The 17,222-nt window shown below is 37.8% G+C and carries 13 protein-coding genes; 4 read left to right on the top strand and 9 right to left on the bottom strand.

From position 1 onward, the window contains the following. The first annotated feature begins 31 nt into the window (after nucleotides 1–31). Entirely contained in the window at nucleotides 32–1,342 is a 1,311-nt protein-coding gene (gene basC / locus H7R46_RS05385) for a putative histamine N-monooxygenase (RefSeq protein WP_005068041.1), read from the top strand. A 66-nt stretch (nucleotides 1,343–1,408) separates the two neighbouring features. Here the strand turns inward: basC and bauA are convergent, their stop codons facing one another. The 5 genes from bauA to bauD all read right to left on the bottom strand — a co-directional run bounded on the left by bauA (nucleotide 1,409) and on the right by bauD (nucleotide 7,425). Next, nucleotides 1,409–3,709 (bottom strand): TonB-dependent ferric acinetobactin receptor BauA, encoded by a 2,301-nt coding sequence (gene bauA, locus H7R46_RS05380; RefSeq protein WP_025469794.1) that lies wholly within the window; start codon nucleotides 3,707–3,709, stop codon nucleotides 1,409–1,411. An 85-nt stretch (nucleotides 3,710–3,794) separates the two neighbouring features. Continuing rightward, nucleotides 3,795–4,763, bottom strand: coding sequence for a siderophore-binding periplasmic lipoprotein BauB (bauB, locus tag H7R46_RS05375; protein WP_005068029.1), 969 nt, complete (start codon nucleotides 4,761–4,763; stop codon nucleotides 3,795–3,797). A 6-nt stretch (nucleotides 4,764–4,769) separates the two neighbouring features. Continuing rightward, nucleotides 4,770–5,540, bottom strand: a complete 771-nt coding sequence (bauE, locus tag H7R46_RS05370) for a ferric acinetobactin ABC transporter ATP-binding protein BauE (protein ID WP_005068026.1) — start codon at nucleotides 5,538–5,540, stop codon at nucleotides 4,770–4,772. Continuing rightward, the gene (bauC, locus tag H7R46_RS05365) at nucleotides 5,537–6,484 is read right to left on the bottom strand and encodes a ferric acinetobactin ABC transporter permease subunit BauC (RefSeq protein ID WP_005068023.1); all 948 of its coding nucleotides are present in this window, start codon (nucleotides 6,482–6,484) and stop codon (nucleotides 5,537–5,539) included. Before bauC ends, bauE begins: the two co-directional genes overlap by 4 nt. Further along, nucleotides 6,484–7,425, bottom strand: a complete 942-nt coding sequence (gene bauD / locus H7R46_RS05360) for a ferric acinetobactin ABC transporter permease subunit BauD (protein WP_005068019.1) — start codon at nucleotides 7,423–7,425, stop codon at nucleotides 6,484–6,486. Before bauD ends, bauC begins: the two co-directional genes overlap by 1 nt. 631 nt (nucleotides 7,426–8,056) lie before the next feature. Here bauD and basB point away from each other — a divergent pair. Beyond that, the gene (basB, locus tag H7R46_RS05355) at nucleotides 8,057–10,087 is read left to right on the top strand and encodes an acinetobactin non-ribosomal peptide synthetase subunit BasB (protein WP_082247756.1); all 2,031 of its coding nucleotides are present in this window, start codon (nucleotides 8,057–8,059) and stop codon (nucleotides 10,085–10,087) included. A gap of 70 nt (nucleotides 10,088–10,157) precedes the next feature. On the opposite strand, the gene H7R46_RS05350 is transcribed toward basB, so the two are convergent. Next, a complete protein-coding gene (locus H7R46_RS05350) occupies nucleotides 10,158–12,005 on the bottom strand; it encodes an AMP-binding protein (protein WP_182924246.1) in 1,848 nt (615 codons plus the stop codon). Nucleotides 12,006–12,398: 393 nt separating this feature from the next. On the opposite strand from H7R46_RS05350, the gene H7R46_RS05345 reads away from it, so the two are divergent. Both H7R46_RS05345 and H7R46_RS05340 read left to right on the top strand, forming a co-directional pair. Next, the gene (locus H7R46_RS05345) at nucleotides 12,399–13,259 is read left to right on the top strand and encodes a siderophore-interacting protein (protein WP_025469793.1); all 861 of its coding nucleotides are present in this window, start codon (nucleotides 12,399–12,401) and stop codon (nucleotides 13,257–13,259) included. A 189-nt stretch (nucleotides 13,260–13,448) separates the two neighbouring features. After that, nucleotides 13,449–14,135: a pirin family protein gene (locus tag H7R46_RS05340; protein WP_005068005.1), complete on the top strand. Its 687-nt coding sequence runs from the start codon at nucleotides 13,449–13,451 to the stop codon at nucleotides 14,133–14,135. A 34-nt stretch (nucleotides 14,136–14,169) separates the two neighbouring features. Here H7R46_RS05340 and H7R46_RS19495 read toward each other — a convergent pair whose 3' ends face one another. The 3 genes from H7R46_RS19495 to H7R46_RS05330 form a co-directional block, all read right to left on the bottom strand. Next, on the bottom strand, nucleotides 14,170–14,415 hold the full coding sequence (locus tag H7R46_RS19495) for a hypothetical protein (RefSeq protein WP_078225176.1): 246 nt from the start codon (nucleotides 14,413–14,415) through the stop codon (nucleotides 14,170–14,172). A gap of 105 nt (nucleotides 14,416–14,520) precedes the next feature. Beyond that, nucleotides 14,521–15,075 carry a TetR/AcrR family transcriptional regulator gene (locus H7R46_RS05335; RefSeq protein WP_005068004.1) on the bottom strand — a complete coding sequence of 185 codons (555 nt, stop codon included), beginning with the start codon at nucleotides 15,073–15,075 and terminating at the stop codon, nucleotides 14,521–14,523. 695 nt (nucleotides 15,076–15,770) lie between these two features. Next, a complete protein-coding gene (locus H7R46_RS05330) occupies nucleotides 15,771–17,177 on the bottom strand; it encodes a hypothetical protein (RefSeq protein ID WP_005068003.1) in 1,407 nt (468 codons plus the stop codon). Between the last annotated feature and the right edge of the window lie 45 nt (nucleotides 17,178–17,222).

Here is a 17,222-nt window from a genome sequence, read left to right as displayed (position 1 = left end):
TCATCATTTTGGAAACAGATAAAGTATAAACATGAAAAAAATAGATATTACCGGAATTGGTATTGGGCCATTCAACTTAGGTTTAGCTGCTCTTTTGTCTCATCATCCCGAAATCAAAAGCGTATTTTTAGAACGTAAACCAGAATTTCGATGGCATGAAGGGTTGCTATTGCAAGGCACGACATTACAAGTTCCTTTCTTTGCCGACTTGGTTACTATGGCCAATCCTTGCCATCCCTTAGGCTATATTAATTATTTACATCAACATGATCGCTTACATCAGTTTTATTATTACGACAGTTTTTTAATTCCACGCCGTGAATATGATCATTATTGCCGTTGGGCTTCAAAACAATTACCTGATTGTCAATTTGGAGAAAACGTAAGTCATGTGGAATATGATGCCAAGCTCGATAAATTTATTATAGAAAGTGAATCAGCTTCGGGCGAAAAACAAAAATATATAAGCCAAAATCTGGCGATTGGTATTGGGACTAAACCTCGAATTCCTACGTGGCTTGAAACATGCAAACACCCTTTAGTAAAACATTCTGCGGAGTTTGCAAAAATTCAGGAACAACTCAAACAGTGTAAACAGGTCACTGTTATTGGCTCGGGCCAGAGTGCAGCAGAATGTGTACTTGCTTTATTTAATTCACTTACACCAGAACAAGTAAAAGCAGGTGCATCTATTCGTTGGATCACACGTTCTGCCGGCTTTCACCCAATGGAATATTCTAAACTTGGGCAAGAATGTTTTACCCCTGCATATATGCAATATTTCCAAAGCCTGCCTAGAGATAAACGCCGCGATATTGCTGCTAGTCAGGGCCTGATCTATAAAGGAATTAGCTTCTCAACCATTGGTGATATATATGATGTACTTTATGAGCGTTCAGTGGCCGGTGAAAAATCCGGTTTAAGCCTATACACAAGCTGTGAAGTTGAATCGGTTAAAGAACTTGAATCGGGTTCTCTGCGTTTAACCTGTTTGCACACCCAACTCGATCAACGTTGCGAATTAGAAACTGATGCCCTTGTCGCAGCTACAGGCTATGTTCATGATTGGCCTGAATGGTTCCAAAATATGAAAGGTTCTATTTTAGCTGTTGATGATAAAAATGATTGTATTGTTCAAGAAGACTTTACCGCTTTACGTTGTGATCAGGGACAAGGTCGAATTTTCATTCAAAATGCCGAGATTTTTCAGCAAGGTGTAGGTTCTCCAGACTTAGGGATCGGGGCAACCCGAAACTCAGTGATTATTAATCAATTACTGGGGCGTAATGCTTATCGAATTCCTAAACAGTCTTCTTTCCAGCACTATGGTTTACCAAAATAAAATATGAATATTATAAAAAAAACCCGCGATTGCGGGTTTTTTTATTCGGTTGAAGATTACAACAAATTAAAAGTCATATGATACAGATAGCATATAGGTTCTTGGTGCGCCTAAAGCCAAATTCGTCAATTGTGGCTGTGCCCAATACGCTTTGTTGGTTAAGTTGTAGATATTGGCACGGAAAGTAACTGGGTGGTTCTCAACTTTCGTGCTATAGCGTGCGCCAACATCTAAGAGCGTACGCCCTGGTACGGACAAGGTATTTTCTGCATTAATATATTGCTTGGAAACTGCATTGATATTTCCTGATAAGGTTAAAGTCCCTTGTGCTACTTGAGTATCCCACTCTGCTCCAAGCTTAGCCTGATTTTTTGGCACAGCAACTGCTGTATGACCATCATTTTTTCCACTCTTAGTCTTGGTAAGTTCAGGATCAAGATAGGTAAAGCCACCCATTAAACGCATATGTTCAATCGGTGAACCAAAGAATGACCATTCAATACCACGATTTCGTTGTTCTCCATCCGAAACAAAGGTAGATAAGTTATTCACAAGCTTTGAAGGATCTAAATAACTATTTGGTTTGGTAATTTCAAATGCACTCAATGTATGCGCAAATGTCCCCAAATCAACCTTCAAACCAAGTTCCTGTTGTTTGGTTTTTTGAGGCGGAAATATTTCCCCTCGATTTGATGTATTTGCAGGCGCCTGATCACCCTTTGTCAAACCTTCAATATAGTTTGCATAAACAGAAATTTTATCATTCGCTTTAATCAGTAAGGCGACACCAGGCGTAGTTGCTGATTTAGCATTTTCAGGTAATGTATTAACAGAACTTGTTGCTTTTACATTCTGATGACGAAGTCCTAAAGTCAACTGTACTTTATCTTGAGCAAACGACAATGTATCGGCTAAACCGAAGCTAGAGGTAGAGAGTGTCGAATGCAATAGAAACGGCGGTGTAAATTCCGGTTTAGGCCCCCAATTTGGATTGGGATCATAAATATTCGTAAAAACAGGATCACCAAAACCTGGGATAATTCTATAACCATAATCATCTTGTGCATGATTATAGTAGGTTGCATTAGCGACCCATTGATGTTTCACAGACCCCGTCTCAAACTTGCCTTTAAAACCTGCATCTGCTGATTTTTTATCGACTTCAAAAGCAAGTTGTCCAAGTATTGAACTCAGTGTTCCAGTGCTACTCGTAATCGTCCCTGCACTTGCCCCATTATATTTATATTGGGTTGTACTTTGTCCATAAGCCGCATATGCCATTAACTGATCAGAAAAATCATATTCGCCACGAATCATGGCACCTTTATCTTTGGTTTCAACAGAGCCCCAATCCGGACTAAGTAAGGTATCCGCTTTCGGTGGTTTCGGAATTCCAACTGCAGTAGAGACGTTAACACCACGTGTTACACCATCAACATGATCTAAGGCATCGTAAGCATCAACAAAAACACGTGCTTTTTCACCTTGCCAATCTAAGCCAAGCGAAAATAAACGACTTTCTTTCGACTGATCATTAACTGCTGCATCTCCATCTCGATACATCCCATTGATACGAACGCCGAATTCTTTATTTTCACCAAATCTTCTTCCAACATCGACATGTCCACCAAACTGAGCATCCGACATATAAGTTGTGGTCAATCGTGCAAACGGTTCATCAGCCGCATATTTGGTCACTAGATTTACCGTTCCACCCACCGATCCTGCTGGCGGCATCCCATTTAACAAAGCGGAAGGACCTTTCAACACCTCAACGCGGCTAAACATTTCCGGAGAAGTTCGATAAAATGGTGTGATACCGAAAAGTCCGTTCATTGACATATCATTCGTGCTCGAAGCATATCCACGAATATAATAGTTTTCACTCCAACCACCACTTGCACCGTTGGTATATATCGATGGATCAGTTGCTGCAATCACTTCTGTAATATCTTTTGCCTGTTTATCTTCGATATATTTATCGGTATAACTAATCGTATTAAATGGCGTATCTAGAAATTTTTTACTACCGAGAAATCCAACATTGCTCGATGTTGCAACTTGCCCACCTGCATAAGTATCATCTTGTTCAGCTTTTACGGTAATTGCGGGTAAAGCTGCTACATTTGTTTGAGCAGCCTGTTGTTCTAGAGTTTTTGTTGAATTATCAATAACAGCAGCATAGGTATTTGATGCACATAGAACAAATACAGTGCCTAATGCATAGCCTAATCGAAGGGCCATTTGTGCAGATGCAATACCATTTAATACAAAAGAACGTTGATTAATTCTTTGATCATTCCCACTTTTAAAATTACGGTTATCGCTAACGTTGTTCATTGAAAGACCTTTAATGTTGTGTTTCATTTTTTATTGACTATCTGCTTAAAATTCATAGCAAAATAGTGAAAATTTATGCTGTAAAATTTGATTAAGTGATGTGCCCAAAAATTTATTGATAGCCTTTTTTCACATCTTCCATCACTATTTTGAGTGAGGTTGGGCTTGCAGCCGTGGTGTACCACGCATCTGCATCGACAAAAATGACACGACCGTTTTTCCATGCTTTGGTTTGACGTAATAATGGATTTTCGACACTGGCAGCATTAATGTTTGAGCGATGTTCCATCACAGCAGTTCGGTCCACGATATAGAGAATATCTGGGTCCGCTTTTTTGATGAATTCACTCGAAATAGGTTGCCCATGTAGACTTGTATCCATCACACCACTTGCAGGCTTTACTCCAAAAGCATTAAAAATAAAGCCATAACGTGACTGAATACCAAAATTACTAAATGCCCCATTGTTATGAAGAACGACTAACGCTCTTTCTGGGCGATTGGCCGTTAAGGCTTGTACTTGCTTCACCTGTTCATCAAGTTCAGAAACTTTCTGGCGGGCTAAATCTTCTTTATTAAATATTTTTCCTAAGGTCATCATATGGTCTTTAACCAGACCAATATGATTACTCTCGCTATTGTTGAAGTTAATATCGTAGTGAATGGTCGGGGCAATTTTTGACAGTTCCTGATACTGATTAACGTGTAATGGCGTCATCAAAATCAGGTCTGGCTTTAATGCATATATCCGTTCCATATTGGGCTGTACAATTGCACCCAAATCCTGAATCTGTGCATCTTTTTTATATTTTTCTAAAAAGTGTGGAACATAATCTTTTGGCATTCCCATAATCGGGACATTCAGTTGATCTAAAAAGTCAGCTTCATTCATATCAAGTACGGCAACGCGTTGCGGTAAATGATCTATCACCGTAGTTCCAAGCGCATGTTTTACCGTAATCGGTTCTGCTAGCTTCTGAGAAGCTTGAGTGGTATCTGCAACTTTTTGATCACATGCTTGTAGAGTGACAGCTGCCGCTATGATTAGGGCTACTCCCCCATACTTTTTCTTCCAGTTCATATGTATTCAAGCTCCAGATGAGTTGAAGTAATTACACATACAGCCACGCTCACTGTATGTAATTTCAAAATCAAGCTCGTACAGATCATTTAATTGTGCCTCTGTAATCACTTGTTCGGTTAACCCACTGAAATGAAGCTTGCCGTTCTTCAGCGCGACAATATAGTCCGAATAATTCGTGGCAAAATTGATGTCATGAATGACTAAAATCACAGTGCGCCCTTGTTCATCACATAGGCGTCTGAGTGCACGCATAATTTGAACGGCATGTTTCATATCAAGGTTATTTAAGGGTTCATCTAACAAAAGTACGTCTGTTTGCTGTGCGATCGTCATCGCCAAAAAGGCCATTTGCCTTTGACCACCACTAATTTCATCGATGTAAGATTTGCGCAGCGGCTCTAAAGAAAGAAACTCAATAGCTTCATCAACCACCTGATGATCTTGCTCGGTTAAAACACCACGGCTATAGGGAAAGCGTCCAAATGACACCAGCTCTTCTACGGTTAAGCGCAAATTAAAGCCAGGTGCTTGACGTAAAGTCGCGACATGCTTGGCGTAAACAGCGGTTTTAATATCCGCAATATTTTGATGATTAAGAAAAATCTCGCCTTTATTCGGCTCAATTAAACGTGCCATCATCATGAGCAAAGTCGATTTTCCGGCTCCATTTGGACCAATGAGTGACGTCACCTGACCTGTAGGAAATTCAACATTTACGTCAGTCAGTATTGGCTTATTTCCATATGACTTATTGATATTCTTGACATGAATCATGCAACACCTCGGGTACGAACCGTCAGCGCAAGGAAATAAATGCCACATACGAGATTGACCAGAATGCTGACGGTCGTTTTGTAATTAAAAACGTGCTCAACTAAAATTTGAGCAGCAATAAATATGGCAATCGTGATGGCACAACCCATGGGCAGCGTTAATTTATGCTTATAACTTCTTGCTAGTGCATAAGTAATATTGGCAATGAATACGCCCATAAATACTGTCGGGCCAATCAGACTGGTAGATACCGCAACCAAAATAGCGATTAGGGCTAAATAGAAACTGACATAGCGGTGATGATGAATGCCTAATGAAATGGCTTGCTCACGTCCTAAAACCAGAACATCCAGAACAGGGAGTGCTTTTCTACCAAGGAATAGAACAATGACTACAGCTAAGCTGGCATAAAATAAAGTTTCTGGTTGAGAGCGATTAAACGAAGCATAGCTAAGGCCTTGGAACACAGAAAATTCACCAGGGTTAATTTTGATTTGAATAAATTGAGTAACCGTCCCGACGACCATCGTAAGGACTAATCCTAAAAGCAACAGGAGAAAGACATCATTTCTACCATATGGCAATAACCACTTATGGATTACCCACGAATAAAGCAGCATTAATACGATTGAGATAAAGAAATTGCCGTTTACCCCTAACTGGCTTAATCCATGTGTTCCCCAAAAAAACAACAACAAAACTTGCCATAAGAGATAAATCGCTTCATAGCCCATAATTGAGGGAGTCAAAATACGATTACCAACCAGTGTCTGAAAAACAATCGAGGAAAAAGCAACGCAAATACCAGCTATCACAATCGTGGCAAGACGCAGAAGTCGATTAGGAATGACGTAATCAAAATCTAACCCTGAGTTTAAAAATAAAAAACTTATTGCTAGGCAGATGACAATTAGATAAATCATCCATAGTTTTGTAATACGCATTATCTGAACTCCCTCAAAATGAGGATGAGGAAAATAATTCCCCCCACACCACCTGCGGTAAGTCCAATTGGCACTTCAAATGGATAAATGATTGAGCGGCCAAGAATGTCGCAAACCAGTAATAGAGATGCTCCACCCAAAGCCACAATGGGCAAGGTTTTAGCTAAGTTTTCTCCGTATTTCAGTGCGACTAAATTGGGAACCACGAGCCCGACAAAAGGAATGGCACCAACAGTAATTACTGTGGTTGAAACTGTAATGGCAACCAGTATTAAACCAATCGCGGCTATAGCTGCATAACTAAGTCCCAAGCTAGAAGCCATCTCTTCACCCATACCAATCACGGTAAAGCGGTGTGCAAAAAGATAAGTCAGGACAACTATCGGAAAAATAATGTAAATAACTTCATAGTGACCTTGGACAATTTTTGAAAAATCTCCTAAAAGCCACCCTTGCATACTTTGTAAAATATTAAAACGATATGCATAAAACTCAGCTAAGGCACTCAGTACACTGCCGTACATCAAGCCAATAACCGGTACTAAAACCGTATTTCTAAAACGGATCCGACGAATAATTGCGATATAAATTAAGCTGGCAATAAAACAAAAAATGATCGCAAATATCATCTTACTCAGCGTGCTGGTTACCGGAACTAAAGTTAACGACACTAAAATTCCCAGTTTGGCAGCATCTAAACCGCCCGAAGTTTCCGGTTCAACAAACTTGTTACGCACAATATGCTGCAAGATGACACCACAGACCGCCAACCCGATTCCGGTGAGCACAATAGTGATTAAACGAGGGATACGGCTGGCTGTAAGAGTGAGCCAACTCTCATGAGAAAAAGAGAATAAGTTAGACCACTGTATTGGCTCAGCCCCGAGCAATAACGAGCAAATACATAAAATGATAAAAATACAGAATAAGCTAAATCGCATCAGTGGCGTGCCCCACTTGAGCGTAATAAAGCCGATGCAAATTGCAAATTTAGTCCCATCCAAACAAAGCGAGGGAAAATTTGTTCAACATTTGATGGGCTTATTAACCTTTCATGATTGAATATTCTCATGAAAATTCCTCAATTTTATCGAGACAACAAAATAAGTTCCTTTTGAATAGGCAAAATCACAGCCCTATTCTTAGGATCGTTTTTTTCATCTTTAAATTATTTTTGCCGAACCAATTTCGAATTAAATAAATATTAATCAATCACTTATTATTTATTTTCTATTTTAAAAATTCGTCATTCTCAATTGGCATCATCTTCTTGCAAATAATAATCTTGATGTAAATGAGAATCAATTATAGTATGTTTAAAGGTAAAATGTAACCCTACTGTTACATCAGTACAGTTCATGTGGACATCAACTCATTAGAAAAAGGTCAATTTTTGCAAAAAAGCAAATCTATAACATTATGAATTATATGAAATTTAATCTAGTGTAAAAAATTTGCGAAATAAAAATTGATGAAAATAGCCATTTGATAAACCAGGATTCATTTATGTTGGAACAATTTTCCAAATCGCCCTCTCTCCTTTCGGTTACTGATTACGAAGAACATATCTGGATGTTGCAATTACAGCAGCCTGAACAAGTTAATCGACGTTTTAATCTGTGGAAAGTTAATCAAGGTTTAGACATTCAACTGCTGATTAAAGCAATTCAAGACATTATTAAAACTACACCTGACTTAAATGTCCGCTATACATTTAGTGACGAAGGCGATTTATACAAATATCCATTTGATGATCATTCAGCTTGCCTAGAATTAAAAAAGAGCAATACAGAACAAGTATTTGAGCAGGTAGCTACCTTAAAAGCACAATCATGGAATGCAGAATTTCATCCCCCTTTTTTTACAAGTCTTGTAGAAACTGAACAAGACTATTTTCTTATTTTAGCGCTCCACCCTATTCTTGATGAAAGCTATCAAAAGTCAGATTTCATTCAGGCTATACAAAATCGATATCAACAATATTCACCCAATAATATGCCGTTGGTACTGACGGAAATTGATATCTCACATCATCTAGATACAAGTTTCGCAAAAGCGCCACAACAACCTAACCAAACTTATGTTTCAGAAATTATTTTAGAAGAGTTCCGAAATACTCTCGCTGAACCAGAAATGAGCCAACATGATGACTTTTTTGATTTTGGCGGCCATTCACTCTTAGCAACACGAATTATTGGAAATCTACTTAATAAACATGGAATTGAGATTCAATTTAATGATTTCTTTAAATCTCCATCTGCTGCTGATTTAGCCCAATATGCTTTCGTTAAATCTGCAAAAACTGAAAAATCCACCTTACAAAGTGTCGATAAAGCCCCACTTACTTTAGCTCAAGATTTCCTGTGGCAAGCTTATTCTGCGTTCGATTTTAGCCCAATTTATAACTTGCCATTTGCCGTAGAATTCCTTGCAGAAATTAATGAAGATATTTTCTTTCAAGCCTTTACAGATATTGTTGAGCGCCATGCAGGTTTACGCACAATTTTTAATAGCGCCAATGGTCAAACCTATCAGCAGGTGGTTCCTACGTCTGAACTTCAACAATTCAAATGGTTTTGGAACAGTGCCGAAAGTAAAGATGCAACGCTTGCCAGTGAAGCTTCATATAAATTTGATTTAACCTGCGAACTTCCATTAAGAATTCGTTTAATTCGAAATGCTCAGGGCCGCCAAACTCTATCATTCTTAGTTCACCACATGGTGATTGATGAATGGTCTTTAAATACCATTATGGCTGACCTTGCGCATGCTTATCTTGATCGCTCAAATGCTCAAGCACCGAACTGGAAGGCACCTGCCCAATCTATTCTTGATTTTTCTTTACTCCAGCAAAAGCAAGGTATCAATCAAGACCATCTAAATTATTGGACTAACCTGCTAACAGGAGCAACCAAAGGTCTAAGTCTCCTTGTTTCAGAACATGAATTAAATGCTGAAAAGGAAAAACCTCCAGTCCAATGGCTCGAACTTAAATTTGCACCGGAAATGCATGAAAAGCTTCTAACATTTTCGAGACAACACAGCTCTTCTATTTTCGCGGTTCTCTATACTGCTATCGCCAATGCGTTACAGCAACAAGGCGATTTAAAAGATATTGTGATTGGTACTTCTGCATCTGGACGAACTGATCCTGAGTTTTTTGATACGGTGGGTTACTTTACGACCATGGTTGCGCATCGCACACAGTTTAGCGCTTCAGATTCATTCCAATCGTTGCTCCACAATATCAGCACAATGATTAATACCTCGATGGCCTATGCAGATATTCCTATCAACCATATACAAAATGCATTAGGAATGAGCGCCGATGAAGGACTGTTATTTGATGTGTTTATTCATATCCATTCAAATAACGCTTTAAACGGCGCGCTCAAAACACCTCAAGGACAAAACCTTCCTTATCGTCAAATCTTGCCGGAACGTGATGAATCGATGTTCGGATTACATTTTGAAATTATGGAAAATGTGATTGATGGACAACATCAGTTAAGCATGATCATTACGTATCAAGCCCATCGCTTCCCGACTGCAACAGTGCAAAGTATCTGTGAAAAAATTAAGGCAACCTTAGCTCAAATCTAGTTGCCCTAAAACCAACCATGTGCTTAAAAGCAAACATCTCGACTCTGCTTTTAAGCACATTTCAATTTTTCTATTTTATTTGCTGCTCTACTTTATTCACCACATCCTGAATTGTTTTACAGCTAATGAGTGTATAAAAATCAATTTCTGTATTGAGCTTTTGAGAAAGTTTCTGAGCAATACTCATGAGTTGTTTCGGACGAATTCCTATCGCTAATATTTCACTTCTATAAAAAATATCCATTCTTTCAGCTTGGCTGTCAGCTATGCATTCACGGAAAACCGATAACACCGAATCTCCCACCTCAGCGATTGATGACTGTGTTTTAGTGGAATTTGTAGATAACGTAGAAGATACGTAAATTTTCCCCTGAGCGATTTCTTGCACAGCTTTACGATCAATTTTTCCATTTCGAGTCAGAGGTATGGTTTCAATGCTCAAATATTTCGAAGGAATATGAGAACTTGGCAAATGCACTTTTAAAAAGTTCTTTAATTCTGGGCTATTTAAGCGAGTAGTTTTATATTTATTTTCTAGAGTATAAACGGCGACTAACTCTTGAGTTTCAGTCGTTGGATGTACACAACTTACCACCACACATTTATGAATATACGGATTCTTCGTTAAAGCATTTTCAACCTCGGCCGCAGAGATTCTCACGCCTTTTATCTTTAAATAACCTTCCTCACGTCCAGCAAAAATAATATTTCCATCTTCCCTAAAATATCCTTGATCACTCATGCGAAAAGCAGTTTGAGTTTCATTTTCACTCACTTGAATTTCAACGAAATCTTTGTAATTAATTTCCCCATCAAGTAAATAACCATTTGATAAATTCAAACCAGTCATATACATCGTACCGACCTCGCCCATTTGGCAAGGCTTCAGATTTTCATCCAAAATAAAATAATTGTTATTTTCTAAAGCTTTTCCATACGGAATAATTTCCTGATCTTGCTCATTTATTTCATGCCATATACTCCAAATTGTGGTTTCGGTAGGTCCACCTAATGAAAATAAACGAGCGTTAGGCAATTGTTCTCTTAACTTTGCTATAAATGAAGGTTTGATATAGTCGCCGCCTTGGGCAATTAAGCGCAAAGACTGTAATTGTTCTTTTTGAGCTATACTGAACAACATATCGACAATGGCAGGCACACTGCTCCAAAGCGTAACCTTGTAACGATCTACTAAATTGGCCCAGACAACAGCATTTTTACTTTGCTCAAAGGATGGCACCACCAAAGTTGCACCCACTGCCATTGAAGCAAAAACATCAAATACCGACATATCATGATGAAATGGTGTTACCGCCATAATCACATCATCCGCAGTAATTCGCCATTCCGAGATCGTCTGTTGTAGCGTGTTTTCAGTGGCTTGATTATTTAGGACCACACATTTCGGAGTCCCTGTACTTCCCGAAGTATATAAATAATATGCCGGAAGTCGGTTAATTTCGGCATTAAAGCTCGGTTCATACTCAGTTGTAGCCGATAAAATTTCATTAATATTTAGATTTTGAACACCTGCAATGGATGAGTCACTCACCACAACATCTGCCCGACTATTCATCAATAAATAGTTCAGTCTTGATGGCGGAGAATCCATATCTACAGGTAGCCAAATGATGCCTGTAAGCGCACATGCCAAAGCGGTATAAATATGCTCAGGACTTTTTCTCAAGCAAATTGCAACCACAGATCCTGTCGCCAAATCTTGCTTTTTTAGCGCATACATGACTTTGTCGACCTGAGCCCCTACCTCAGCATAACTAATGCTACGGTCTTCAAAAATGAGCGCTGTTCGATTGGAATTTTGATCAAAAATATTTTCATAAATTCGCTTTAAGAAATTTTCTACGTTGTTATTTTTATCATTTGTTTGCCCTAAATTTTGACTCAAATCTTTTAGCATTTATGTTGGTCCTCACCCTATTCTTTATGCAATACCACCTCACCTAATATTCAAAACAAAGTTATAAAAATGTCGTCTTTATCGCTGTTTGTTCAAATAATAGATATCCCAGCACAATAATACAAATGATAATCATTTACAATTAATATTGTGAGAAATATCAATTTCTCCCTTTTAAGAGTCATTTATAAAAAATTATAAATATCAAAATAATAAGATAATCTTTAACCTTAGGTCTAATCGTTTAGAGGTCAATATTTATGATCTAAAAACCACAATTAATAATGATTATTATTTACATTTAGAGCCAAGTTGGTTATCGTAATGAATAGAGAGACTACATCTATATCAATTATTACGCTCTATAGTAATCATGAAGCTTGGGTTATATGTATGACAAAAATTGCAGAAAAATCGAAACAAGAATATGGCGACTTACTAAAAGAAAAAGACCATTTACAAGATATGGAACAGCTTGAGATGACCATCGTCTCGATCCATACGCCGTATCCGTCCATTGTAAGAATTCAAGGAAAAATCAACACATTACAGCCAGAGCTTTGGCAAGCTCCCAATTTGGCAATTCGGTTAATTGTGAGCAATCCGCCAGAAGGACAACCCATTTCACGCGTCTATACGGTCCGTTCGTTCAACCCTGTAAATGCTCAAATCGAAATTGATTTTGTTAAACATGAAGATTTAAGCCCAGCAATGGAATGGCTTAATTCGGCTCAAGTGGGTACAAAAATCGGGCTTATTGGCCCCCGCCCTCATTTCATTCCCAATTTCATACATAAAAAACATGTGGTCATGTTTGCCGACGATACGGCTGTACCTGCGTTATATTCGATACTGAATGAATGGGAAAATGGCGTAAGTGCGGATATTTTTATTGAAAGTTTTGAAAAAGATATTGCTAGCCAATTACCTCGTCATGACCATGTCAAAATTCATTCGTTCTATAAAGAACATCACACGCCACAAAAAGGTCTTCTTTTAAAAGCAGCATTTGCACTAAAAACTTATGACAATATTACGATTTGGGCGGCTTGCGAACGCAAAGAAGCCAGAGCTTTACGCCAGTTTTTTCTAGAAGACAAACAGTTTAATAAAAATGACGTGCGTATTGCTGGCTATTGGAGAGATGGCGTATCAAGTTCAGAACTAGACATATTACGTGCTCAACATTATCAAAAACATATTCAGCAAGGTAAGACGTTGAATGAATATGATGATCTTGATCTAGCGAATTAAGATCAGCAATCATTTGAATAAAACCTGCTTTGTGCAGGTTTTTTTATGGGTCAGCATACATCTATAAATATAAAGCTATACGACCATATCAATTATGCAACGACATGTTGCAGTTAACCTATTTTTTAGCTCTACATAGAACATTACTATATTTCTCAAGAGATAAATAAAAATTTGGGAGATTAGATCATGAATGCTTATCTACATCGTAGTGAAGATCGAGGTCATGTAAAAGCAGGCTGGTTAGAGTCTTATCATAGCTTTTCATTTGGTAGTTGGTACGACCCTAAATATATGGGTGTAAGCGCTCTACGTGTAATTAATGACGACCAGATTGATGCACATAATGGTTTTGGTACGCACTCCCATGACAACATGGAAATCTTAACTTGTGTGCTAGATGGTGCAATTTCACATCGCGACACCATGGGAAATGAAGGCCAGATTAAAGCGGGTGAATGGCAACTCATGAGTGCCGGCACAGGTGTTGCCCACAGTGAGATCAACAACACTGACACGCCTGTACATTTACTACAAATCTGGATTATTCCTGATGAAAGAGATGCAGAGCCAAATTACCAGCAAATTAATCTTGACCCACGCAAAGATCCAAACAAATGGCATTTAATTGCAGGTCCTGATGCAAATGCACCAATGCATATTCGCCAAAATGCAGAAGTAAAATCTGCCGTATTGGAAAAAGGACATGAGTTAACGGTTGATACGGTTAAAAAAGTGAACTATGTGCACGTAATTTCAGGTGTAGTCCGCATTGGCGATCAAGAAGTTAAAGCAGGCGATGCTTTAGTTTTTGAAGATAAAGCGACAATTCACGCAACTGAAGACAGTCAATTTATCTGGTTCGATTTACCTTAAATCATCAAAAGCCCTTTGCATAAAAGGGCTTTTTTTAATCTCCCCCGCCACCGCCGCCATCACATCCACCTGAATCTGAAGATGATGATGAACAGTCATTTGAATAACTAGAGCTATGATGATGACTGGGACTATTATCGTGAAAATGATGTGTTGAAGCAGATGAATGATCATGCTCACCCGATGGTGAATAATTTTTTAAATTTCTGAGTAGTGCGATTAAACAAATGAGCCCAATACTAGAAAAAATGACTATGAATATAATAATAAATAACTTCAAATAACGACCTCCTAGATCAAGCTATAGAGATGCTTGTTGTGTTCCCATTTATTATATGAGTCATGTTTAATAAACAAGTTGTTTTTTTGATAAATAAAAGTTGCATTAAACCAACCCCACCAAAAAACAATCCAGCACTTTTTCTCGCTCGATTGCCGCACCCGAGCTTAAAAGCTGAATAATTGCGCCTTCAATCATATATAAAAATAATTTGGCATCCTGAAAAGTCGTATCGTTTTTAAGTATTCTAAGTTGGCTATAGATTTCATTGATGAGCCACATTCTATATCTCACTGCGATGATATATGCTTTTGGATAGGTGAGTTTGGTTTCAAAAATTGCTTTAAATAATAAATAGTACGGCCCTTCTACATCGCTATGTAAAAAATAAAGTTTCTTAAGTTTTTCCTTCACGTTTGTAGTTTGATCGTACTCAACAATTGAGACTACTTTTTCTTTTAAGCGTTCTTTTTGCACGATCAGACAGATTTCTATAAATCGCTCTTTAGAATGAAAGTAGTTATAAAAAGTTGCTTTTGGAGTGTGAGACTCTTTCACGATTCGGTCGATGCCCACTGTGTGAAATCCGTGATGGTGAAACAAATGAATCGATGTATTAATGATTTGGATCGCACGTGTTGAGAGAACTAAATTTCGCATATTTTTACCGTTATAAATTCTTGTTGTTTCTAAACGAGATACTTTTTTGGGAGAAAAAAAGGCATAGCAAAGCCGTAAGACTGTGCTTGGCACATCTCAAGTTTTATAGTTAATGCAAGTTTTTTGAGCCGTAATGACTTAAAGCCTGAAAACCCTAAAGGGCATCAAGCTGCTTTAAATTTTTAAGTTGTGTCGTTATAGCTTTTGGCAGCCGCTGCCAAGAAATTATGAATGTGCAAAGCCAACTCCTTTTTATTGGGAGTTCTGCCAGACATTTATAGAATTATGGTGGCAGAACGGAAGAAGGTTGACAGACTAGTAATAACTCAAACTAGCACACCCGAGGGTGTCCCTCTCCCGTCCTACCGCTACGGGAAAGGAACGAGTAGCTACCACACAAGACTATTCCTCAGAAAGAAAAGCTCTGATGCGGGAGTTATTATTCAGCCTGTCAAAGCCGGCTGGCAATGTGGCCAGCAGGCAAAGGATAGTGCTCTGCCCTTTAGCAGTCAAGCACACAAAATGACATTTGTTTTAAATTAGATCATTAAAAAGTAAGGATAAATAATGAGATAGTTATTGTTAAAGTGGGGTTTATAAAGGTGAGGTTTTGGCAGCTATAACTTTATAGGTTGTAACCTTTTAACAAGTTTAAAGGTTACACCGCTCAATTAAATTATAAATAGAAATTAGACTTAACCTATTTTCATAAAATATAAATCAGTGCCTTTTGCAATTGTCTGCTCTTGAAAAGGTACTATCACAATACAATTCGCTTTAACAAATGGCTCTATCTGATATGACTGTTGTTGCTCAATAATTTCCAATACATATTCCCCATTTTCTTGAGCCTTATAACACCCCCATAACAACTTTCTATTTGTCACATTAGGAACAATTTCTATGTCAGTTTTACCTTTAAAGTAAGCATGATCAAAAAAGTCTGAGATGTGCTTATTCAAAATATATTTCACAAAAGCATGCATTAGAATCGCAATATCTTGGATGTCACCCGGTAAATTAATAATAGTCGCTTTGTCTTCTGTAACGACTACACGCATACCTTTATGATTACCGCTTTCATCATATATCTGCACAGTCTCACGACTAGGTGGAGTCCTATCTTGTCCTTTAAGAATTTTAATTTCATTAGCTGGCATACAACGTGTATTCAAGGCTGATGACATGCTGCTTTGATCAAAGATTGGAAGTTTTTCAAGCTGGAATAAAGAAGAACGATTATTTTGATATGTGCAGCAAATAATGACATCAAAGTTTGAAGTTTGTTGTTCAAAGAATTTTATATAATCGTCCCTGCTCGTCGTTAATGAGTCATCTAAAGCTGGGTCATTATCTTTTTTAAGATTATTAAATGCAGCATCAAAACGTTCAGGTTTGAGTGATTTGATTTCTACTTGCTCATAGCCCCATGTTTTCAAGACATCTTTAACATACAAACTTTCCTCACTCATTTCTTCTTTATCAAAAGAATGCATACTTACAATGAGAATTTTGGGGTTTTTATATATAGATAATTCTTTGATTCCCGCTCGTCTTAAAACAATTAATTTTTCAGGAGTCAGTTTCTCATCTTTTTTTAGAATCACATCGCCTTGTTTAAATATACTGCCCTTTGGGATAACACCATGCATGGCAGGAATAGAACCAGTAATCTTTTTAGCCTCAGTATCAGAAAGATCTAATCTTTCATCTTGTTGAGCAATCACTGAATCTAAAGACTCTGGTAATTTTGTATAGGCAGGAATTTCTAACAAACTTGGAGTTTTTAGATCTAATTTATACGGATTAATAGATCTATAAAGCTGTTGTCCCCAATAGTACCAATGAGTAATTAATACAGGGCTATCTTTACTTGCAGATTGAGTTGTTTCTGAGTTAAGAGCCCAACCCGCATATTCAGATAAATTATGCAGAGGATAATCCTGTAAAGCATATATATCACTTGCGTTAACTTGATTTACAGCTTCATCTAATTTTACAGTTTCTTTTAAATCACCTTTAGGCAAATTTATATTGATATGATAAAAAATGTCCGTTAAATGATTTGGTAAGTTATCTGGTATTGGAAGTTTTTTTTGCATAAATATAGATCCTAGAAGTACCTCAAATAGGAGGTACTTCACTAA

This window comes from Acinetobacter sp. BEC1-S18-ESBL-01 (genome assembly GCF_014169935.1).
Lineage (GTDB): Bacteria > Pseudomonadota > Gammaproteobacteria > Pseudomonadales > Moraxellaceae > Acinetobacter > Acinetobacter pittii.
Note: the sequence above shows the minus strand (reverse complement) of the source record. Positions and strands in the feature narration are given on the sequence as shown.